The sequence below is a fragment of the Microvirga thermotolerans genome, from assembly GCF_009363855.1.
In the GTDB taxonomy this organism is placed as follows: Bacteria; Pseudomonadota; Alphaproteobacteria; order Rhizobiales; family Beijerinckiaceae; genus Microvirga; species Microvirga thermotolerans.
Genome location: NZ_CP045423.1, coordinates 589,705 through 611,007, shown reverse-complemented (window position 1 = coordinate 611,007; position 21,303 = coordinate 589,705). Strand labels below are relative to the sequence as shown.

General features: G+C 68.1%; 19 protein-coding genes and 1 pseudogene. 10 read left to right on the top strand and 10 right to left on the bottom strand.

Translation table 11 applies throughout. The features are described from left to right. Positions 1-90 precede the first annotated feature (90 nt). Positions 91-1,260: a M20 aminoacylase family protein gene (locus GDR74_RS02880; RefSeq protein WP_152584892.1), complete on the top strand. Its 1,170-nt coding sequence runs from the start codon at positions 91-93 to the stop codon at positions 1,258-1,260. Positions 1,261-1,327: 67 nt separating this feature from the next. On the opposite strand, the gene GDR74_RS02875 is transcribed toward GDR74_RS02880, so the two are convergent. The 3 genes from GDR74_RS02875 to GDR74_RS02865 all read right to left on the bottom strand — a co-directional run bounded on the left by GDR74_RS02875 (position 1,328) and on the right by GDR74_RS02865 (position 5,408). Further along, positions 1,328-3,019 carry an L-lactate permease gene (locus tag GDR74_RS02875; RefSeq protein WP_152584891.1) on the bottom strand — a complete coding sequence of 564 codons (1,692 nt, stop codon included), beginning with the start codon at positions 3,017-3,019 and terminating at the stop codon, positions 1,328-1,330. A gap of 162 nt (positions 3,020-3,181) precedes the next feature. Beyond that, on the bottom strand, positions 3,182-4,294 hold the full coding sequence (gene ribA, locus GDR74_RS02870) for a GTP cyclohydrolase II RibA (protein WP_152587632.1): 1,113 nt from the start codon (positions 4,292-4,294) through the stop codon (positions 3,182-3,184). Positions 4,295-4,439: 145 nt separating this feature from the next. Next, entirely contained in the window at positions 4,440-5,408 is a 969-nt protein-coding gene (locus tag GDR74_RS02865) for a DMT family transporter (protein ID WP_152584890.1), read from the bottom strand. 183 nt (positions 5,409-5,591) lie between these two features. Here GDR74_RS02865 and GDR74_RS02860 point away from each other — a divergent pair, with 183 nt between their 5' ends. Beyond that, positions 5,592-5,846, top strand: a complete 255-nt coding sequence (locus GDR74_RS02860) for a hypothetical protein (RefSeq protein WP_194164610.1) — start codon at positions 5,592-5,594, stop codon at positions 5,844-5,846. Positions 5,847-5,894: 48 nt separating this feature from the next. Here the strand turns inward: GDR74_RS02860 and GDR74_RS02855 are convergent, their stop codons facing one another. The 3 genes from GDR74_RS02855 to GDR74_RS02845 form a co-directional block, all read right to left on the bottom strand. After that, positions 5,895-6,095, bottom strand: a complete 201-nt coding sequence (locus GDR74_RS02855) for a hypothetical protein (RefSeq protein ID WP_152584888.1) — start codon at positions 6,093-6,095, stop codon at positions 5,895-5,897. A 54-nt stretch (positions 6,096-6,149) separates the two neighbouring features. Then, positions 6,150-7,928 carry an SLC13 family permease gene (locus GDR74_RS02850; protein WP_152584887.1) on the bottom strand — a complete coding sequence of 593 codons (1,779 nt, stop codon included), beginning with the start codon at positions 7,926-7,928 and terminating at the stop codon, positions 6,150-6,152. 139 nt (positions 7,929-8,067) lie between these two features. After that, entirely contained in the window at positions 8,068-8,526 is a 459-nt protein-coding gene (locus GDR74_RS02845) for a CAP domain-containing protein (RefSeq protein ID WP_152584886.1), read from the bottom strand. Between the two features lie 156 nt (positions 8,527-8,682). Here GDR74_RS02845 and GDR74_RS02840 point away from each other — a divergent pair, with 156 nt between their 5' ends. From GDR74_RS02840 to GDR74_RS02815, 6 genes and pseudogenes are all read left to right on the top strand, one after another. Then, positions 8,683-9,957, top strand: coding sequence for a BaiN/RdsA family NAD(P)/FAD-dependent oxidoreductase (locus GDR74_RS02840; RefSeq protein WP_152584885.1), 1,275 nt, complete (start codon positions 8,683-8,685; stop codon positions 9,955-9,957). Continuing rightward, a complete protein-coding gene (gene recQ / locus GDR74_RS02835; protein WP_152584884.1) occupies positions 9,954-11,756 on the top strand; it encodes a DNA helicase RecQ in 1,803 nt (600 codons plus the stop codon). Before GDR74_RS02840 ends, recQ begins: the two co-directional genes overlap by 4 nt. 848 nt (positions 11,757-12,604) lie before the next feature. Beyond that, positions 12,605-13,404 (top strand): annotated as a pseudogene (locus GDR74_RS02830) (IS5 family transposase). 310 nt (positions 13,405-13,714) lie between these two features. After that, positions 13,715-14,140, top strand: a complete 426-nt coding sequence (locus GDR74_RS02825; protein ID WP_152584883.1) for a hypothetical protein — start codon at positions 13,715-13,717, stop codon at positions 14,138-14,140. Further along, the gene (locus GDR74_RS02820; protein WP_152584882.1) at positions 14,131-16,302 is read left to right on the top strand and encodes a hypothetical protein; all 2,172 of its coding nucleotides are present in this window, start codon (positions 14,131-14,133) and stop codon (positions 16,300-16,302) included. Before GDR74_RS02825 ends, GDR74_RS02820 begins: the two co-directional genes overlap by 10 nt. Before the next feature lie 106 nt (positions 16,303-16,408). After that, positions 16,409-16,747: a hypothetical protein gene (locus GDR74_RS02815; RefSeq protein ID WP_152584881.1), complete on the top strand. Its 339-nt coding sequence runs from the start codon at positions 16,409-16,411 to the stop codon at positions 16,745-16,747. Between the two features lie 36 nt (positions 16,748-16,783). Here GDR74_RS02815 and GDR74_RS02810 read toward each other — a convergent pair whose 3' ends face one another. Both GDR74_RS02810 and kynA read right to left on the bottom strand, forming a co-directional pair. Continuing rightward, complete coding sequence (locus GDR74_RS02810) at positions 16,784-17,965, bottom strand: aminotransferase class V-fold PLP-dependent enzyme (protein WP_152584880.1); 1,182 nt, start codon at positions 17,963-17,965, stop codon at positions 16,784-16,786. Positions 17,966-17,981: 16 nt separating this feature from the next. Beyond that, a complete protein-coding gene (kynA, locus tag GDR74_RS02805; RefSeq protein WP_152584879.1) occupies positions 17,982-18,842 on the bottom strand; it encodes a tryptophan 2,3-dioxygenase in 861 nt (286 codons plus the stop codon). Positions 18,843-18,977: 135 nt separating this feature from the next. Here kynA and GDR74_RS02800 point away from each other — a divergent pair, with 135 nt between their 5' ends. Together GDR74_RS02800 and GDR74_RS02795 are read left to right on the top strand one after the other, a co-directional pair. After that, positions 18,978-19,784: an MBL fold metallo-hydrolase gene (locus tag GDR74_RS02800; RefSeq protein WP_152584878.1), complete on the top strand. Its 807-nt coding sequence runs from the start codon at positions 18,978-18,980 to the stop codon at positions 19,782-19,784. Between the two features lie 72 nt (positions 19,785-19,856). Continuing rightward, positions 19,857-20,156, top strand: a complete 300-nt coding sequence (locus GDR74_RS02795; protein ID WP_152584877.1) for an HlyU family transcriptional regulator — start codon at positions 19,857-19,859, stop codon at positions 20,154-20,156. A gap of 6 nt (positions 20,157-20,162) precedes the next feature. Here GDR74_RS02795 and GDR74_RS02790 read toward each other — a convergent pair whose 3' ends face one another. After that, a complete protein-coding gene (locus GDR74_RS02790; protein ID WP_152584876.1) occupies positions 20,163-20,372 on the bottom strand; it encodes a hypothetical protein in 210 nt (69 codons plus the stop codon). Positions 20,373-20,489: 117 nt separating this feature from the next. After that, positions 20,490-21,293, bottom strand: a complete 804-nt coding sequence (iolB, locus tag GDR74_RS02785) for a 5-deoxy-glucuronate isomerase (RefSeq protein ID WP_152584875.1) — start codon at positions 21,291-21,293, stop codon at positions 20,490-20,492. Positions 21,294-21,303 lie beyond the last annotated feature (10 nt).

Sequence of the window (21,303 nt, the reverse complement as noted above, 5' to 3'; positions counted from 1 at the left end):
GAGCGCGACGTTTCGACCGACATCGGCGATTGACGAGATCGGCCCTCCTCTGCTTCGCTGGCAACCGATCATCCTCACCGAGAGTCTTCCATGCCGATCATCAACCGAATCGCCGATCTCGCCGACGAAGTCGCCACGTGGCGCAGGGATTTTCACGAGAACCCGGAACTTCTCTTCGACGTGCACCGCACGGCGGGAATCGTCGCCGATAAGCTGAGGGCCTTCGGCTGCGACGAGGTGGTGACGGGGATCGGCCGGACGGGCGTGGTCGGCGTCATCAGGGGCCGCACCAACGCCTCTGGCAAGGTGATCGGCCTGCGCGCCGACATGGACGCGCTGCCGATCGAGGAGGCGACCGACCTTCCCTACAAGTCGAAGGTGCCGGGCAAGATGCATGCCTGCGGGCACGACGGCCACACCGCCATGCTGCTCGGCGCGGCGAAGTATCTCGCCGAGACCCGCAATTTCGACGGCACCGCCGTCATGATCTTCCAGCCCGCGGAGGAAGGCGGCGGCGGCGGGGACGCCATGGTGAAGGACGGCCTCATGGAGCGCTTCGGCGTGCAGGAGGTCTACGGCATGCACAACATGCCGGGCCTGCCCGTCGGCCACTTCGCGATCCGCCCCGGCCCGATCATGGCCGCGGCCGACCGGTTCAGCGTCACCATCGAGGGCAAGGGCGCCCACGCGGCGCGGCCCCACGACGGCATCGACACGATCCTCGTGGCGAGCCACGTGGTGACGGCGCTGCAGTCCATCGCCGCGCGCAACGTCGACCCGCTGGAATCGGTGGTGGTCTCGGTCTGCGCCATCAAGGCGGGCGAGACCTTCAACGTCATTCCGCAGACGGCGGAACTTCTCGGCACGGTCCGTACCCTCTCCCCGGCAGTGCAGGATCTTGCGGAGAGCCGTATCCGCGCCATCGTCGACAGCGTCTGCGCCGCCTTCGGCGCCAAGGCGACGGTGACCTACTGGCGCGGCTATCCCGTCACCGTCAACGACCCGGAGAAGACCTCCTTCGTCGTGAACGTGGCCAAGGAGATCGCGGGCGAGAGCGCGGTCGACGCGGCGGTTCCGCCGATGATGGGCTCGGAGGATTTCTCCTTCATGCTGAACCAGCGCCCGGGCGCCTACATCTTCGTCGGCAACGGCGACACCGCGGGGCTGCACCATCCGGCCTACAATTTCGACGACGAGGCGGCCCCCTACGGCGTGTCCCTCTGGGCCAAGATCGTCGAAGCCGGCATGCCCGCCCGCTGAACCGCGGAACCGGAAAAACGAAACGCCGCCGGCATCGCCGGCGGCGTTCTGCTGTCCGGGCCTCGGGTCAGTGAACGACCATGGCCGTGAACGGGTAGACGTAGGCCTGCAGCATCACCAGCACGCCCACGAGGGATGCGAGGGCGATGGAGTGCCAGAAGACGAAGCGCAGGATCGCGCCCTCGTGCCCGAACCAGTTGGTCGCGGTGGAGGCGACGACGATGGACTGCGCGTCGATCATCTTGCCCATGACGCCGCCGGTGGAATTCGACGCGCACATGAGGATCTCGGACAGGCCGAGCTGACCGGCCGTGATCTTCTGCAGATTGCCGAAGAGCACGTTCGATGCGGTGTCGGATCCGGTGAGCGCGACGCCCAGCCAGCCGAGCAGAGCGGCGAAGAACGGATAGAGCCAGCCCGTCTGCGCGAAGGCGAGCCCGAGCGTCGCATCGACGCCGGAATAGCGGGTGAGCGTGCCGAGAGCGAGCATCGCGGCGATGGTGATGAGCGAGTAGCGCACGACCCACAGGGTCTCGCCATAGGCGCGGATGAGGCGCAGGGGCGAGTACTTCATCACGACGCCGGAGATCAGCGCCGCCACCAGGATGCCGGTGCCGGTCATGGTGAGGATGTTGAAGCCGTAGATGGCGGCCTCCGGCGTGGGCTTGGGCACCACGGGCGGCACCTTCTGCACCATGTTGTGCAGGCCCTCGAACGTCCATTTCGGGAAATAGAGCGGATTGACGAGGTCCTTGAAGGTCTGCGTCCCCCAGACGAACACCACGATGCAGAGGATGATCCACGGGAGCCAGGCCCTGAACACCTCGCCCGAGCTGTAGCGCGGCGCTCCGGAGAGCTCCGCCGTCGCCGCCGCGCCCAGGGAGGCGGGGCGGCTCGCGAGCGTCGCCTCCGTCTCGCCGCTGCGCAGGGCCGGGTTCGTCCAGATCTCGGCGGGCTGCCAGATCTTCAGGAAGCCGAACAGGCAGGCCATCGAGACCAGCGAGGCGACCACGTCGACCAGCCAGGGGCCGTGATAGTTCGACACCAGGAACTGCGGCACGGCGAAGGTGGCGCCGCAGACGAGGATCGCGGGCCAGACCTGGAGCATCCCCCTGAAGCCGGCGAAGGTCCAGATCAGCCAGAACGGCACGATCAGCGAGAAGAACGGCAGCTGCCGCCCCGCCATGGCGCCGAGCGCGACCGGGTCGAGCCCCGTCACGGCGCCGAGGGTGACGATGGGCGTGCCCAGGGCCCCGTAGGCGACGGGCGCGGTGTTGGCGATCAGCGAGAGACCCGAGGCGGCGAGCGGCGAGAAGCCGAGGCCGATCAGGATCGCGCCCGTCACCGCCACCGGCGTGCCGAAGCCGGCAGCCCCCTCGAAGAAGGCGCCGAAGGCGAAGGCCACCAGAAGGAGCTGGAGGCGCCGGTCAGCGGTGATTCCGGCAATCGAGTCCTGAAGGACCTTGAAGGAGCCGTTCTCGACCGTGAGCCGGTAGAGAAAGATGACGTTGAGGATGATCCAGCCGATCGGGAAGAGGCCGGTGAGCGCCCCGAGACCCGCGGCCTCGAACGCCATGCCGCTCGGCATTCCGAAGCCGAGGATGGCGATGAGCAGCGTCACGACGAGGGCGATGATGGCGGCGAAGTGCGCCTGCATCTTCGCAAAGGCGATGAGCCCGAGAAGGCAGACGACGGGCAAGGCGGCGACGAGCGTCGAGAGCGCGGCGCTCCCGAACGGATTGTAGACCTGGCTCCACATGGGCGTTTCCCCTGAACGCACCGGCTACGTGCCGGCATGACGGTGAGGCGGTCAGGCCGCAGCGGTCGTTCCGCCCGTAACAAGGTTAGGGCAGCCGGGGATCGGGGCAATATCGACAAAGGGAGCAAACGCGCGGGAAATCCGGCCCCCTGCGACCGGCCGTCAGTCCTTGCAGGAGGAGGCCAGCAGCCCCTCGATATCGATGTAATGCCCGGCGCGGTCGCGCTTGGAGGCAAGATAGCGCACGTTCTCGGCGGTCGGGCGGCCGAGGACCCGGTGGTCCGAGACGACCGTGAGGCCCGCCTGCTTCAGGGCGGCGATCTTCTCGGGGTTGTTGGTCAGGACCCGCACCGCCGAGACCCCGAGCGCCTTCAGCATGACCGCCGCGAAGGCGAAGCGGCGCTGGTCCGCCTCGAAGCCCAGGACCTCGTCCGCATCGTAGGTGTCGTAGCCCTGGGACTGGAGCTTGTAGGCGCGGATCTTGTTGGCGATCCCGTTCCCGCGCCCCTCCTGGTCGAGGTAGAGCAGGATGCCGCCTTCGTTCTGCCCCATGAAGCGGACGGTCTCCCGCAGCTGGTCGCCGCAATCGCACTTGAGGCTGCCGAACAGGTCCCCCGTCAGGCAGGCGGAATGGAGCCGGACGGTCACGGGCTTGGTCAGGTCGGGCGCGCCGACGATGACGGCCACCTGATCGCGCAGGCCCTCCCCGCCGCGAAACACCACGAACTCGCTGGCGGGAGCCCCGTCGAGGGGCACGGGCGCCCGGCTGACGATCCTGAGATCGGCGGCCTTCGCCTGGCGGTACCGGCGGATGTCCGCCCCGGCCACCCGGACCAGAACGGGGTCGATCTCCACCCCGGCGCCCAGCGGCACCACGATGACGGCGGGCAGGAGGAGCGCCAGGCGGGCGAGTTCGAGGGCCTCCTCGTCGACCGGATCGGCAGGCCTGACCGGGGCATCGATGCGCCCGTCGACCTTGAGCGCCAGCGTCTCGATCCGCGTCCGGTCCACGGACGGGAGGGCGACGGACCCCGTCGCCTCGCGGTCCAGCCCGAGCCGGCGCAGCCGCGCGGGGGGCAGGACGAGATGGGCATGGCCCGCAGCCACGGCCTCGATGCGCTCCGCCATCGCCTCGTCGAGATCCTCGATGGGAAGCGCGAGCGCACGGGCGTCCGCCCCCTCGATCACGACGGGGCGCGCGCTGCGGAACTCCATGATCGCCCGCTCCACCGCCGTCACGGCGGGGTCCTCGGACAGGCTCAGAACAAGACGCATCATCGGCAGAACTCGAAGCAGCCGGGCTGCCCGGGCGGGAAGCCGCTCCACCCTGCGGAGCGGTTCCGCCCCCAGGCTCGAACGGACCTTAGCATGCTCCCGGCGAAGCCCCTACTGCCGCAGATGGGATGCCTGCCATGCAGGTTCAACGGCCCGGCTTGCCGGGTCTTACGAAAACGGCCGCCGCCGAACGGCCCCTGCCCAGACCGGGCAGGAGGCGCCCGTCGATGAGGACGAGCCCGAGGCCGATGAGGCCCATGCCCGCGAAGTGCCGGGCTTCGAGCCTTTCCCCGAGGACGACGACCCCGAAGAGAATGGCGCTGGCCGGGATGAGAAAGGTGACGAGGCCCGCATTCGTGGCTCCGGCCCGGGCGAGAAGGCGGAAGAAGAGGATGTAGGCGAAGGCGGTCGAGACCAGGGCGAGCCCGGCGAGGGACACCAGCGCGCCGCCGCTCGGCGCCGGCAGGGTCCAGGGGCGATCCACCGCAAGGGCGAGGGGCAGGAGGACGAGGCTCGAGGCGGTCACCTGGCCCGCCGCCGTGGTCAGGGGCCGGATGCCCATGGCCCTGAACCGGCGCCCGAAGACTCCGGCGCAGGCATAGGACAGGGCCGCGCCGAGGACGGCGACCTGCGCCGCCACGCCTGCGTCGCGGATTGCCAGGGCCGATGCCCCGAGCATGACCGCAACGCCGCAGAAGCCGCCGGCAACTCCTGCCAGGCGCGGCCCGGTCAGCTTCTCGTCCGCCGTGAGGAAATGCGCGACGACGACCGTGAAAAGGGGGGTCGTCGCGTTGAGGATGGAGGCGAGCCCGCTGGCGATGTGGCTCTGCCCCCACACGATGAGGGTGAAGGGGATGGCGTTGTTGAGAAGCCCCATGCCGAGGAAAGCGCCCCACGCTCTCCGGTCGTGCGGCAGCCTGAGCCCCAGGGCCGCCAGGACGAGTTGCAGCACGGCCGCCGCCAGGACGACGCGGCAGGCGACGATGGTGAGGGGCGGCAGCTCCTTCACGGCGACGCCGACGAAGAGGAACGAGCCGCCCCAGACGACGGAAAGGAGAATCAGCAGCGCCCAGTCCGACGCCGCCATGGTCGGTCGAATCGCGGTCCGCATCATCCTCCTCCATCCTCTCACGGGTTCTCGTTGGCACGGACGGCCGCGACGCGCGACCCGTTTCCTGCGATGCGGCAGCCGCCGGGAGAGCTTTCCCGGCTTCCGGCGGAAAGAAACGGTTTACGACGATTGCGGCTTCGCCCGGCGCTTTACCCGGCGTTCATTCCTCCGGCGCGAGGGTGGCTCATGACCTGCCCCTCGAACGCCGCGATTTCCATGAGCTTCGATTCCCGCCTCGACCGATCGTTCCCGGCCTCCGGCCTCTCCGCGAGGCCGCGTCCGGCCCGGCACCGGAGCTTCATCCTCGGCCGGTCGGATGCCCGGCTCCGCAGCTTGCTGAACCAGGAGGAGCGGGACCGCCTCCACTGCTGGTCCATGATCGTGGCGCTGACCTCCTCCGCCGCCGGGCTGACCCTGCTCCTCACGGCCGCGCTGCACTGAGACCCGACGCCCTCGAACGTAAAGCCCGGCAATGCCGGGCTTTTTCCATTATGCGACAGGCCCGGGATTGGGCGGGCTGCCGGGGTCGGGCACCGTGGGCTCCGCCGGCGGAAGGTCGGGATCGGTCGCGGGGATCTCGGTCGGCTCGCCGGCCGGGACTTCCGTCGGCGTGTGGCCGGGAAGCACGGGGTTCGGCGGCGGGGTTTGCGGCTGCGGCTGCGGATCGTAGGGGCCGGGTCCTCGGGTCATGGCGCTGTCCTCGTCTTCTCCTCGGGGCTAACGGACGTTCGGAAAGTCCGTTCCTTACCGCAGGGGCCAGAACAGCATGATGAGCGGGATGCCCACGACGATCACGATGGCCGAGAGCGGCAGGCCGAGGCGCCAGTAGTCGCCGAAACGATAGCCCCCCGGTCCCATCACCAGGGTGTTGCACTGGTGGCCGATGGGGGTGAGGAAATCGCAGGCCGCGCCGATGGCCACCGCCATCAGGAACGCGTCGGGCCGGAATCCCAGCTGATTCGCGAAGCTCGCGGCGATGGGCGCCATCACGAGCACCGTCGCCGCGTTGTTCAGGAAGGGCGTCACCGCCATGGCCGCGACCATGATGAGCACCAGGGCGCCGGTCGGCGGCAGCATCTGCGCGACGGACGAGAGCCAGGCGGCGATCAGATCCGTCCCGCCGGTCGTGCGGATCGCCTCGCTGACGGGGATCAGCGCCCCGAGCATCACGATGATCGGCCACTCGATGGTCTCGTAGGCCTCGCGCAGGGTGATGGAGCCGAACAGCACGAGCAGGACCGCCGCTCCGAAGAAGGCGATCGCCACGGGGAGGACGTCGACGGCGACGAGGGCCATCGCTCCGGCGAGGATGGCGAGCGGCAGGAAGCTCCGGCGCGCGTTGCCGAGGCGGATCTCCCGCTCGGCGAGGGGGAGGCAGCCCAGGTCCTTGAGCGTGTCCGGCAGGCGCTTGAGATTGCCCTGGAGCACGAGCACGTCGCCGGGCCTCAGGGTGATGGAGCGCAGCCGCTCGTTGAACCGCACTCCGCTGCGGCTCACGGCGAGGAGATTGACCTGAAACCTCCGGTACAGGGCGATCCGCTCCGCCGAGACTCCGGTGAGCACGGAGTTGGGGCCGACGATGGCCTCGATCACACCGATCTCGTCCGTCGCCTCGTCCGTCTCGGGACGCCGGTGCTCGTGACTGAGCTTCAGCCCCGCGCGGGCGACGAGGCTCTCCAGCGCGTCGGGCTCGCCCTCCAGGAGGAGCACGTCGTTCTCGCGGATCGCGGCATCGGGCAGCGGGCTCGACGAGCGGGTTTCGTTGCGGATGATCGCGGCGACCTTCACCTCGCCGTTGGCCATCTGGTGCAGATCCGCCACCGTGAGCCCGACGGCCTCGGACTCCGGCCTCACCCGCGCCTCCGTCACGTAGTCGGTGATGTTGAGGGCTTCGTCCAGGGAGACGGTGCCCTTGCGCCCCTTCGGAAGTAGCCGGTAGCCGAAGGCGAGGAAGATCACGCCCGCCAGGGCGATGCCGGCGCCGACGGGCGTGAAGTCGAACATCTGGAACGGCTCGCCGAGAATCTCCTGCCTCACCCGGGACACGATGATGTTGGGCGAGGTGCCGACCAGGGTCACGATGCCGCCGAGGAGGGACCCGAAGGCCATCGGCATGAGGAAGCTCGATGGAGGCGTGCCGGCCCGCCGCGCGATCTGGAACGCCACGGGGATCATCATCGCCAGGGCGCCGATGTTCTTCACGAAGGACGACAGGAGCGTCACGATGGCGACGAGGGCGACCACCTGGATCTGCGTCGTGCGCAGGTACGGCGCGATGCGGTTGAGACCCGCCTCGAGCACGCCCGACCTGGCCACCGCAGCGCTCACCAGGAGCGCGCTCGCGACGATGATGACGATGTCGTCGCTGAACCCCGAGAACGCCTTGTTGGCGGGAACGATGCCGACGAGCACCGAGACCAGGAGCGACGCGGCGGCCACCACGTCGTAGCGGAAACGGCCCCACACGAAGAGGGCCATCATCCCGGCGACGACGGCGAAGGCGAGGATCTGGGAATATGTCATGAAGCGCGCAGGTTAAGGACCGAGGCCTTAACGCGCAACGCCTCTCTTTGTGCCCCCTCGGGGCAGGTCGCGTGCCATGGGACCGCCAGCCGCTCCGGGGTCCCTTTTCCGCTTCCGCCGTTCCGGGAGACGCTTCCGGCTACTGGCTGAGGACCAGGGCCCAGTAGCGCCCGTAGCGGCTCTTCGAATCGGCGCGGGCCAGCCCGATGTAGCGGGCCTGGGGCATCAGGAGATTGACGTTGTGGCCGGCGGAGGCCTGCCAGCGCCTGATCGCCGCCTCCACCGTCTCGGCCCCGGCCGACAGATTCTCGGCGGCGTGGCCGCGGATGCCGAACTGGCCCATGCGGCTCGGGAAATTGCCATGGCTCAGGGTGCCGGCGGCGGCGACCGCGCGGGCCTGGTATTCCGCCGCCTCGTTCAGGCGCGGATCGACCGCGACCGGGCTCAGCCCCTTGGAGGCCCGGTAGGCGGAAATCAGGGAGGCCGCGGCGGCGGCATCCTTCGTGGAGCTCGTCAGAACCTCGCTCGTCCGCGGCAGTTCGGTGGCGCAGCCGGCAAGCGCCAGCGCGCCCAGAAGGCAAAGAACGAAAGCCCGCATTGGAAACACCCCTTTTGAAATTCCTTCGGCGGCGTTCCTCGCCGCTCCCCTTGCAAAAGACCGTCGCGCCGGTCATGTGGAGCACGACCGGACGCTCGCGCTGCATGCCACGACGCCGCCCGAGGGTCCAGAATGCCGCCCGCGTCAGCTCATCGCATGTCCCCTTCCCCCTCCTCCCCCCGCGTCGCCGTGATCGGCGGCGGCCCCGCCGGCCTGATGGCCGCCGAGGTCCTCGGGCGCGCGGGCCTGAGCGTGACCGTCTACGACCGGATGCCCTCCCTGGGGCGCAAGCTCCTCATGGCCGGGCGGGGCGGGCTGAACCTGACGCACAGCGAGGATTTCGACCGGTTCGTCGGCCGCTACGGGGAGGCCGCACCCGTCCTGCGCCCCATCCTGGAGGCCTTCACCCCCGACGACCTGCGGGCCTGGAGCCACGGCCTGGGGCAGGAGACCTTCGTGGGATCGAGCGGGCGGGTGTTTCCCAGGGCCTTCAAGGCCTCTCCCCTCCTGCGCGCCTGGCTCGGACGGCTGGAGGGGCTCGGCGTGCGGTTTCTCCTGCGCCATCGCTGGGAAGGCTGGGATCCGCAGGGCCGGCTCGCGTTCGCAACCCCGGAAGGCGGCCACATCGCCGATGCGCCCGCCGCCACGATCCTCGCCCTCGGCGGCGCGAGCTGGCCGCGCCTCGGCTCGGACGGGGCGTGGGCGCCGCTCCTCCGGGCACGGGGCATCCCCGTGTCGCCGCTCCTTCCGGCCAATATGGGCTTCGCGGTGAACTGGTCCGAGGCGGTCCGCAGCCGGTTCGAGGGGGAGCCCCTGAAGCGAATCGCCCTCGCCTTCGAGGGGCGGCGCGTGCGGGGCGAAGCGGTCGTCACGGCCTCCGGCATCGAGGGCGGCGCGGTCTATGCCCTTTCGGCTCCCCTGCGCGACGCCCTTCTCCGCGACGGCCGGGCCGTCCTGCGGATCGATCTGCGGCCGGACCTTTCCCTCGAGGCGCTCGCACAGCGGCTCGCGCAGAAGCCCCGGCGCGGGCAGTCCCTGTCCACGTTCCTGCGCAAGGCGGCCGGCCTTCCGCCCCTCGCCGTCGCCCTGCTGCGGGAGGGGCGGGCCGCCCTGCCCGCCGACCCGCAGGCGCTCGCGGCGCTCGTGAAGGCCGCACCCCTCGTGCTGACGGGGGCGCAGCCCATCGAGCGCGCCATCTCGACGGCGGGCGGAGTGCCCCTCCCGGAACTCGACCGGGACCTGATGCTGCGCCGCATGCCGGGCGTGTTCGCGGCGGGCGAGATGCTGGACTGGGAGGCGCCGACGGGCGGCTACCTGCTCCAGGCGAGCTTCGCGACCGGCGTCGCCGCGGCGAAGGGCGTCCTGCGCTTTCTGGGGATTCCCGATGCCGCATTGACCCGGCCCGGCCCTTCCGCCACAGGGCATCCGTGATCGATCCGCGCCAGATTCTCCACGACGTCTTCGGCTTCCCCTCCTTCCGCGAAGGCCAGGAGGAGATCGTGCGCGCGGTCCTCGCGGGCGAGGACGTGCTCGCCGTCATGCCGACCGGCGCCGGCAAGTCCCTGTGCTACCAGCTGCCGACCCTGGCGCGGCAGGGCCTCACCCTGGTGGTGTCACCCCTCATCGCCCTCATGCGCGACCAGGTCGCCGCCCTGCGGCACTTCGGCATCGAGGCGGGGAGCCTGAACTCGGCGAACGACGCCGAGGAGAACCGCCGGGTCGCGGAGGCGGTCCGCGAGGGGCGGATGCGCCTGCTCTACGCCTCGCCGGAACGCCTCGCCAATACCGGCGCGCCGGAATGGCTGGCGCGGGCCGGGGTGAACCTCCTCGCCATCGACGAGGCCCACTGCGTCTCCCAGTGGGGACACGACTTCAGGCCCGAATACGCCCTGCTCGGCGACGTGCGCCGCCGCCTCGGCGGCGTGCAGACCATCGCGCTCACGGCGACGGCGGACGTGGCGACGCGCAGCGACATCGTGGAGCGCCTGTTCGAGGGCGAGCCGCGCCTCTTCATCCACGGCTTCGACCGGCCGAACCTGCGGCTCGCCATGCAGGCCAAGGAGAACACGCGCCGGCAGCTCTTCTCCTTCCTCGACAAGCACCGCCATGAGAGCGGCATCGTGTACTGCTCGTCGCGCGATTCCACCGAGAAGCTTGCCGACGCCCTGTCCCAGGCCGGCTATCGCGCCCTGCCCTATCACGCGGGCATGGCGCAGGCGGAGCGCGCCAGGAACCAGGACATGTTCCTGCAGGAGGACGGGATCGTGATGGTGGCGACGGTGGCCTTCGGCATGGGCATCGACAAGCCGGACGTGCGCTTCGTCGCCCATGCGGCGCTGCCGAAGTCCATCGAGGCCTATTACCAGGAGATCGGCCGCGCCGGGCGCGACGGCGAGGCGGCGGACACGCTCACCCTCTACGGGCTCGACGACATGCGCCTGCGGCGGCTGCAGATCGAGGAGAGCGAATCCTCCGACGAGCAGAAGCGCGTCGAGCGCCAGCGGCTCAACGCGCTGGTCGCCCTGTGCGAGGCGCCGCGCTGCCGCCGCCAGACCCTGCTGGCCTATTTCGGCGAGAGCGCGGAGCCCTGCGGCAACTGCGACCTGTGCATCGACGGCGTCATGTCGTTCGACGGCACGGTGGAGGCGCAGAAGCTCCTCTCGGCCATCGTGCGCACCGGCGAGCGGTTCGGCACGGAGCACCTGATCAGCATCCTCGTCGGCGAGGAGACGGAGGCGGTCCGCCGCTTCGGCCATGCGCAGCTCAGGACCTTCGGCGTGGGCGCCGACCGCTCGAAGGCCGAATGGCGCTCGCTCCTGCGCCAGATCTATGCCGCCGGGCTCGTGAGCCTGGAGCTGACCGAGTACGGGCGCTGGACCCTCACCGAGAAGGGCGTCGCGGTGCTGAAGGGCCAGGAGCGGATCGAGCTGCGCTCCGACGTGCTGATGAAGCCCCGCGAGCGCCGGCGCCGGCGCGCCGCCTTCGAGGCGCACGCGGCGGTGCCGGGGGACGATCCCCTCCTCGTCGCCCTCAAGGCCCTGCGCACCCGCCTCGCCAAGGAGGAGGGCGTGCCCGCCTACGTGATCTTCTCGGACCGCAGCCTCGTCGACATGGCGGCGCAGAGACCCGCGAACCTGCGCGCCTTCGGCGAGATCCACGGCGTCGGCCAGGCGAAGCTCGACCGCTACGGGGACGCGTTCCTCGCCGTCATCCGCGAGCACGCCGGCTGAAGCCCGGTCCTCGGCCTGTCGCACCCCGTCGTTCCACCCGCACCCCGTCATCGGGTCGGCTGCTGTTCGATTCTTGCTCTCTCCCTCCCCGGGTCGCGGATTGCGCGGGCCGCGCCGCCGCGCCCTCTCCCCCTCCCCAGCGCAAGCCGGGTGGTCCCGGCTTGCGCACCGGAAGAGCCGGTCCCGGGGCGACGCGTGATCGGCGGGGAAGGGAACGCGTCGCGCTTCCCGCGCACCGCCGTCCTCCCGGACCGGCCCGGCCATGCCGCCGGAGTTGAGCCGTGAGAAGCACGCACGCCGCCGCGTCCTCCGGGCGCGTGGGCCCGGAGGGGCGGCGGGGTCGAGGGGGCACGAGGATCGCTCCGGCTCGGGGGAAGGAAGGGGTGAAGGCAATGAGCCGCAGCGTCATCGCGCCCGGTTCTTTTCCGGCGGACCGGCGGCGGAGGCTCCGGGGATGGCCCGGACGCGGGGCGGCGTTGACGAACGCCGGCGGCGCCGGACGGCCCGGAGCCCCGGCACTGCCGGGGCCGCCCGCGGCCGGCGCGTGCGTGGCGCGCGGGCGCGGGACCGGTCCCGTCCCCGCATTCGGCGACGCCTCGCGAGCGCGCCCCTCGGCGGGACGGGATGCGTTACGATATAGCCGAGCTTGGTGTCGCTGTCAAGAACGAAAGCGGAACATTGCTGCGGGCGCGCCTTGCCGGGACGCGCAGCGGGAGAGCCGTTGCCGTCGCGGGGCGCTGTTCAGGGCCCGCCTGTCCGGACGGCGGCGGCCGCTGCGTCTAAGAGCGTGTTTGGGAAATCGCGCTGAGGGGATTCCTGTTGGGCGCTGGCTGTGATTCAGGCTCTGGATGTGGACACCAGAGCAGCGGGGCCGGATGGCCAAGATCGCCCGGAAGACAAAGCGTTATCCGTCCGATTTGACGGATGAGGAATGGGCGCGGATCGCGCCGCTCATGCCCAAACCGGGTCGGCGTGGCCGGCCGCGTGAGGTGGAGTTCCGGGAGGCGATCAACGCGGTGCGCTATCTGGTGCGCTCAGGCTGCGGCTGGCGGATGCTGCCGATCCATTTCGGGCACCGGCGCACGGTCTATGGCTGGTTCTGCGAACTGGCCCGCCGCTTCCTGTTCCAAACCATCCACGATGTCGAGCTGATGCTGGATCGTGAGCGGTCCGGACGCGAGGCAAGCCCGACGGCGGCCGTGATCGACGGCCAGTCGGTCAAGGCTCCCCATGCCGCAAGATCGTCGGCCGCAAGCGCCACATCGCGGTCGATACCGACGGGCGCCTCCTGATGGTCAACCTGACCCCGGCCGACATCTCCGACTGCGCCGGTGCGCAAGCCATCCTCGACGCCATCCGCAAGCGCTGGCCCTGGGTGAAGCACCTGTTCGCCGACGGCGCCTATGACAGGCTCAAGCTGATGGACAAGGCTGCCTATCTCGACTTCATCGTCGAGATCGTCCGCCGACGTGACGGCGCTCAGGGCTTCGAGATCCTGCCACGCCGCTGGGTCGTGGAGCGGACCTTCGGCTGGATGATCCGCTGGCGACGGCTCGTGCGCGACTACGAGCGCCGCATCGACGTCTCACACGCCATGATCCTCGTCGCAATGGGCGGAAATCTCATACCAAGAAACGCTCATCCCTGATTTCTCAAACAGGCTCTAACAACGTATCGACCGCCTTGCGGAGCTTCCAGAAAGGACACTCTGCCGAAGAATGTTGTGAGGTTAACGGTGCTCCAGGTCCTTTGCTGGGGGCGACCGAAGGCAAGCCGCTCCTTGTTATTCGGATTTGCGTACGATCATGGGCTTGGCCTGAAGTGGATGCCTCAACTGGGCATCTAATGCCGAAACGAAGTTCAATAAAAACGGTGAGGTTCCCTTAAGTCCTATTGTGTCCGCAAACAGGCTAGATGTAGGCTTTTTTAAGGCAAATAGAAAAGGAATGGGGGCTTTTATGTATAAATTCCTGACGACGGCCACTGTCGTTGGCTCGTTGCTTCTTGGGAGCGTTGTTCCCGGACATGCACAGCAGAATCCCTTTGGCGCGCTGCTAGGCGGGGCTGGAGGTGCCGCTGTCGGCGCTGCCATGGGCAGGGGTAAGCCCGGAGCCGTAATCGCCGGTGCGCTCGTCGGTGCAGTTCTCGGGCAAATTCTTGCCAATATGGACGCCCAGTCGAAAACCCAGCGTCAGAAGGCGGTCACGACTGCCAAGCGCAAGCCCGCAGGCTCAACCACTACCTGGAAGAGCAAGGAAGCAACTGGTTCGATCAAGGTCGCCAAGGTTGACAAGATGCCCGATGGCAAGGTCTGCCGGACAATCCAGGAGACAATCACCTTCCAGGGCAAACCTTCTACCGAGGAACGCACAGAATGCGCCTGAGCCTCCACCGCTGTCTCGCGGCAGCCGCTCTCGTCGGAGGAGGCCTTTATGGACTCCTCTCGACTTCCCAAGCCCAGGAATTTTCCCTCGACGGCTTCCGCACCTGCGCGCGTGCCGACAACGGCAACCATTATTGTAAAACGTCGGCCTCAGCGAATTGGCAGCGTGTGCCTCCCGAGTTCTACAATCGTTTCAAGCAGGCGGAGGCGGATGCCGCGGCAGGCGGGTCAGGCCGCAGCAAGGAACTGCAGGAAATCGCTGATTTTCTGAACGACCTCTCCCAGTACATGAAGCAGGTTGCGGCGAGCGGCAGCCCGGTAAACCTCGCAGAAATTGCGAAGGCCGCAGTCTCTACCAAAGCCGCTGTCGAATCCCAGAACTTAAAGGAAGCACAGAACGGACAGCGCCGCCTCGAAGCGATGTTTAAGGAGGATCCAGGTTTTGCGATCTTCATGAGGCGCTTTGCCGACGAGCGGCAGCAGGTTCTCGACCGGCGTATATCCGAAGCGGCCCTGGAAGCCGACAAGAACATTGCCTTTATCCAGTTCTATGTCGCAGCCAATATCCTGTCCCAGCACACGGCGGATCTAACGAAATTCGGTGAGCAACTCGCTAAAGCACTTAAGGAGCGCTCCCTGAGCGGGCTCAACCGCGTCAATGGAGATTTTTCCCGCTTCGTTCGGGAGAAGAGTCTGACCGACGATTACAACTCCGCCATGTTGGCATGGACAGAGAAGAACACGCCCAAAACATCGGAGGATCCTCAATCGGCGCTCGCTCGAAATCTCGGCATCACAGACCGCACGCGTTTTCTTGTCGACGGTGAGAAGGAAGAGCTGGTCTTCCTTTACAACACCGCATCCGGCCGCATCGTTAAGAGCCTGCGTGGCGATCTGGTTTTCAAGGATCGCAAGCCGACGATCTGCTTTGCGCAGGACAGGAGCATCGATCGGATCAGAGACCTCGAGCGCTTGGCCATGGCTCAGATCCAGAGGCAGGAGCTAGACGTCGAAAGCGTCAGGATCTCACAGTCTGCGTGTCCCATCGATGGCATGGAAGGCTACGATATCCTCGTCTTCCAGCGCGCTGGACTTCTGTCGCAGCCCCTAGCCTATGTCTCGTCAGTCGTGCGGCGGGTGGAGACCAACTTCAGTCTGTTGGCGTCCATCCCCGGCGCAGAGGTGATGAAGGCGTTTCAAAACGAGGTGGAGAGTTCAGCGGCTCTTGAGGCCCAAATCCTCAATGGCAAGAGCTCGGGCTTTGGTCTTGTTTTCACGAACCCAAGCCAGGGACGGATCTGCCATACGGTTTCTGAGGATTCTGAGGCGCACCAGATCGCGGTTACGAGGAGGACAGGTACAGTCTTTAATGTCTCGACCAGCGATATTGTCTTTACCAAGACGTCCCTCGACAACGCCTTTGCCGATTTTCAGACACGCAAGTGCAACGCGATCTACGCTTCAGCCAAGGATCTTGCCGACGTCATAAAGGCAATGAAGCGAGAGCGTCTCGACTATGTCGTGGCGCCTATGTGGATTGATCCGCTTGATATCAGGGCTGTTATACAGGCCGAGGCTTCTGAAATGGCCAACCTCATGGCCAGGGAAGAGGCGGCACGCAAGGCTCTCCAGCAGGAGGAAGCCATCTTAAAGCAGCGAGCACTCGACGAGGCGGTTAAACGCGAAAACATCGAGCGGGATTTGCAGGCGCGCAACCGTTCCTTCGCCCGCGCAGCACAGGACCGAATCTCTGGCATGATCGATACCTTCCTGGCCGAGGTGAAGGCCAGCGGGGACAAGCGCGGGGACGGCGTGTTCGGCAAGACGGCAGAGCTCTTTCCCGGCTTCGCCCGCGTTGTCAAGCAATTGACCCGGGACCGCTGGGAACTCGAGAGCAAGTCCTATGCCGTAGTGGACTTCGGGGACGCTGACTGGAACAACCGCAAAGTGGAAGCAGTCATTGTCCGTACCGAACTGCTGCTGCAGAACAAGCCCCTAGGCCGGAGGGATGCTGTCTGCTTTTTCCTTGGCGTAGTGGTTGATGCTGAGTTCGACCACCTGAGGGATCCGATTACCGTATCATGCGATGATTCTGAGGAAGCTGTACGGCGTTGGCAGGTCGGTTCGAAGTTCAGTTCCCGCTGGCGCGCTGCTGCGAAGTAGACATGCATCGATAATCGCAGCAGAAGGGCGCGTGATAGCGCCCTTCTGCATTTGGAATGTCCAGTCTGTGTGGACGGATTGGGTCGAGCGATGCACGGCGCATCCGGTGCAGGTGTTCGCCTCCACCATCGTGCGGACCATGTCTCGGCCGCTGGCGCAAACGGAGCCAGAGCCGCCAGGCCCCGGCCGCTCCCGGCGTGGCTTCTCGACCAAGATCCACAAGGCCGACCGGGACGGCGGCCCATTGGACTATTGTCTGAACAGCGACAGTCCGCACTTTGAGAGGCTGCTCGACCGCGGACGGGTTAGCATTGAGCAGACCTTGAACCAACTCAAGCGCTTCAAGCGCTTTGCTTTACGCTGCGAGGAGACCGAAAAGAACTACGGCTCCTTCGTCGCCCCTGCTCTCAGCTTCATCCTCATCAAATCCGTCCACACGGCCTAAACAACTGCTCAGTGTCTCCACTCCCAAGCAGGTCCGTCAACCCGCCGCCGGTTGCCTGCCGCCGGCGGCGGCGCCGTCGAGGCGGCGGAGGAGGGCGTCCACTTCTTCGGGGGTCTGGTAGATGCCGAAGCCGAGGCGCAGGCGGTTTCCGCGCACGTCGGTCACCACGTTCAGGGCCTTCAGCCGCGCGTAGGTCGGCTGCGCGTCCGGCATGTCGAAGGTGAGGAAGTTGCCGCGGCGCGTCTCGTCCGCCGGCACCACGAGGGCGTCGGGAGAGAGGCCCGATGCCGGGCCGAGGCCGTCGAGGAAGCGCCTCTGAAGGGCAAGGGCGTGATCGTGAATGGCCGCGACGGCGATCCCCGCCTGCTGCGACAGCCAGCGCATGACGGCGTTGAAGCGGTAGAGCCCCGAAGGGTCGAAGGTCGAGCCCATGAAGCGCCACCCGTCCTCGCTGTAGGCGACCTTGCCCTCCTGCGCCCTGGCGAGATTGCCGAAGGCCGCATACCAGCCGGTGTCGCGGGGCCGCATTCCCCAGCCCGGCGGGCAGTGCATGAAGCATGCGCCTTCCCCGGCCATGGCATACTTGTAGCCGCCCGCGATGTAGAAAGCGCGACCGGCGAGGCGGGACAGGTCCGTCGGGCGCGCCATGAAGCCGTGGTAGCCGTCGATGACGAGCATGGCGTCGCCGGCGCCCTCGGCGAGGGCGTCGATGTCGACGGCGAAGCCCGAATTGAAGAAGACCTGGCTGACGAAGACGAGATCGTGCCCCTCGCGCATGGCGGCGCGGAAGCGGTCGTCGAAGGTGGCGAAGGGTTCGGCCGGAACGCGCGTCGCGACGACGAGGCCGTCCTCCTCCAGCCGCGCGACCTGGCGCGCGAAGGAGTGGAACTCGCCGTCCGACGTCAGGATCCGGACCGGGCTTCGCGCGGGGAAGCAGGACAGGATCCGCCGCAGGAATTCGTGGGTGTTCGGGGCGACGGCGACGGTCGCCGGGTCCGGCAGGCGCAGGTGCCCCGCCACATGGTGCTGGAACTCCTCCAGCACGGGTCCCAGGATGCGCTCCCACTTGTCGTCCATGAGGCGCGCCGCGTCGTCCCATGCCTCCGCCTGCGCGTTGCGCGTCACGTCGGGCCAGGGGTGGTGGCTGTGCGCGGCGAAGTGCAGCCGGTCGGGATCCGCGTTCAGAAAGCGGGAGAAATGGGCGCGCAGGTCGAGCATGGCGGTCTCCGTTCCGTCAGAGCTTGGTTCTCACCGACCAGAGTTCCGGAAAGAACGAGCGGTCGAGGGCCTGCTTGAGATAGGCGACGCCGGCGCTGCCGCCGGTGCCGCGGCGCATGCCGATGATGCGCTCCACCGTCTTCATGTGCCGGAAGCGCCATTGCTGGAACGCGTCCTCCAGATCGACCAGCTCCTCCGCGAGCTCGTAGAGGTCGAAATGCTCGTCCGAGTGGCGGTAGATCTCCTCCCACACCGCCTCGACGCCGGGATGCGCGGCGTAGGGCTGCGTCACGTCCCGCTCGAGGACTTCCGGAGGCACCGGGTATCCGCGCCGCGCCAGCAGGCGCAGGGCCTCGTCGTAGAGGCCGGGGGCGCGGTAGGCCTCGTCCAGCATCGCGGCGATCTCCGGCCTGTGGCGGTGGGGCGCGATCTTCAGGGCGTCCTTCGCGCCGAGCTTGAACTCCACCAGACGGTACTGCCAGGACTGGAAGCCGGAGGAGCGCCCCAGGGCCGGGCGGAAGCGCAGGTAGTCGGACGGCGTCATGGTGGAGAGCACCGTCCAGGCCTGGATCAGCTGCTCCTGGATGCGGTTGATGCGGGCGCAGCACTTGAAGGCCGGCTGCAGCTCGTCCGCGCGGATGTGCACGAGGGCGGTGTCGAGCTCGCGGTTGAAGAGCTTCAGCCACAGTTCCTTCACCTGGTGGATGACGATGAAGAGCAGCTCGTCGTGCTCGCCGGTCAGGGGCACCTGCGCCGAGAGCAGGGTGTCCAGGTGCAGGTAGTCGCCATAGCTCATGCCGCCCGAGAAGTCGGTATGGATGCCCTCCGTGCCGGGCGACGACGCATCGCGATCCGCCGTGCTCTTCTCAGCGCTCATCACACCCTCCTCGCCGCATGCGAATGACGTCGGGGGATCCTAGGGAATCGGATTCGCGATGTAAAACCCGCCCGCGACCTTGATCCGAGAAGGCGAACGGCTAGGTTGCACGTCCTGTAAGGGAACATCCGAGCCATGCCGACCTTCCTCTGCTCCGCCTGCGGGACCTCGTACCCGCCTGCCGAAACGCCGCCCGCGGCCTGCCCTGTCTGCGACGACGAGCGGCAATACGTTCCGGCCTCCGGGCAGGGCTGGACCACGCGGGAGAGGCTCGCCGCATCCCATGCCAATGCCTGGAAGCTGCACGAGCCGGACCTCTACAGCCTCCAGACCGTGCCGGCCTTCGCCATCAACCAGCGCGCCTTCCTGGTCCGCACGGCGGCGGGGAACGTCCTGTGGGACTGCATCGCCCTTCTCGACGAGGCGACCGTCGCCATCGTCCGGGCGCTGGGCGGCCTCGCGGCCATCGCCGTCTCGCACCCGCACTACTACACCACCGTCCAGGACTGGAGCCGCGCCTTCGGCGACGTGCCTGTCTATCTCCATGCGGCCGACCGCGAATGGGCGATGCGCCCCTCCGAAGCCATCCGCTTCTGGGAGGGCGATTCCCTCGACATCCTGCCGGACGCGACGCTGATCCGGCTCGGCGGCCACTTTCCCGGCGGGACGGTCCTGCACTGGAAGGGGGCCGGGGACGGGGCCGGAGTGCTCCTGTCCGGCGACATCGTCCAGGTGGCGGCGGACGTGCGCCGCGTCAGCTTCCTGTGGAGCTATCCCAACATGATGCCGCTGCCCGCGCGGGAGGTGCTGCGGATCGGGGAGAGACTCGCGCCGCTCCGCTTCGACCGGATCTACGGCGCGTTTTCGGGGAAGGACGTGAAGGCCGACGCCAAGGCCGTGGTGGAGCGCTCCGTGCGGCGCTACGTGGAGCTGATTTCCTGACCGGCCGCATTGACGGCGCGGCGGCCGGACATGCTATGACCGTCCGGTCGTCGCAGGAGTTCAGCGCTGTCCATGGCATCCTTCCTATCCGATCTCCTGTCCCGCCTCGCCGGCAAGGGCCGCTCCGAGAGCCGCGAGGAGCCTCCCGCCGAGGCCGTTGCGTACAAGGGCTACCGCATCCGGCCCGCCCCCTATCCGGCGCGGGGCCAGTTCCAGACGGCCGGGATCATCGAGAAGGATTTTCCGGAAGGCGTGAAGGAACACCGCTTCGTGCGGGCCGAGACCCATGCGAGCCGGGAGGACGCCGCCGCGTTCGCGGTCACGAAGGCCCGGCAGATCATCGACGAGCAGGGCGACCGGATCTTTTCCTGACCGCCTTCAGCGGATTCCCTCGCGGACGGAGCCCGCGGCGCAGGGACCGGCAGCCACGCCCGGCCCGCAGGCGATGCCGCCTTCCCAGCGGTCGGCCGTGACGCGCGCCGTGTCGCCCTCGATCTGGAATGTCGCCGTCTCGGCCGAGCCGTAGACGGCGCAGCCGCCCACGAGCAGCGCGAGGAGACCGGCGGCGATCCATCCCGGACGGGTCATGTGCACTCTCCCTGTGACGGTCCTGCGGACCGTCACAGGGGAATCACATGGGAATGTGGGCACATTTTGAACCGGCCCCTCCCGCCGCCTGTCGGCGCCCGTGCGGAAAACCGCCGGTCACGCCTTCGCCAGCATCCACTCGTGCGCCGGGTCGTTGTGGAACTTCCAGATCCGCTTCGGGCCGGCCATCACGTTGAGGTAGTAGAGCTCGTAGCCGTGCGGCGCGCCGACGGGGTGGTAGCCCCTGGGCACGAGCACCACGTCGCCGTCGCTCGCCGCGAGCGTCTCGTCGAGGGAGCGGTCGTCCGTGTAGACCCGCTGCAGGGCGAAGCCGGTCGGCGGGTTGAGGCGGTGGTAATAGGTCTCCTCCAGGAGGGACTCGTCCGGCAGCGCGTCGCGGTCGTGCTTGTGGGGCGGATAGCTCGACCAGTGGCCGGGCGGCGTGATGACCTCCACCACCAGCAGGCTTTCCGCGGGCTCCGTCTCGGGCAGGATGTTGCGCACGTGCCGGGTGTTGGTGCCCTTGCCGCGCGTCTCCTGCCCGACCCGCTCGGGACGGATGACGCGCGCCGGCAGCCGGCCTTCGGCGGGCGCGGTGCAGACGGCGATCTCGCAGTCGCCGTCCGCCGTCAGCGTCCATTCCGAGCGCGCGGGCACGTAGAGGGACCACGGGTCCGGCTCGAACGGGGAGGAGCGTCCGCCGATGGTGCCGAAATCCTGGCCCGCCGCCGAGGCGCGGGCGCGCCCGGAGAGCATGACGATGCAGGCCTCGCGCCTGTGCGTTTCCCGGTGCAGGCTCTGCCCCGCCTTCAGGCGGAAGACCTCGAAGCCCACATAGGTCCACCCGGCGGTTTCCGGCGTGACCGCATGGATCCGCCCGTCCGCGTCGGGCCGCGACGGCTTGACCAGGAGGTTCGGCATCGTGTGTCTC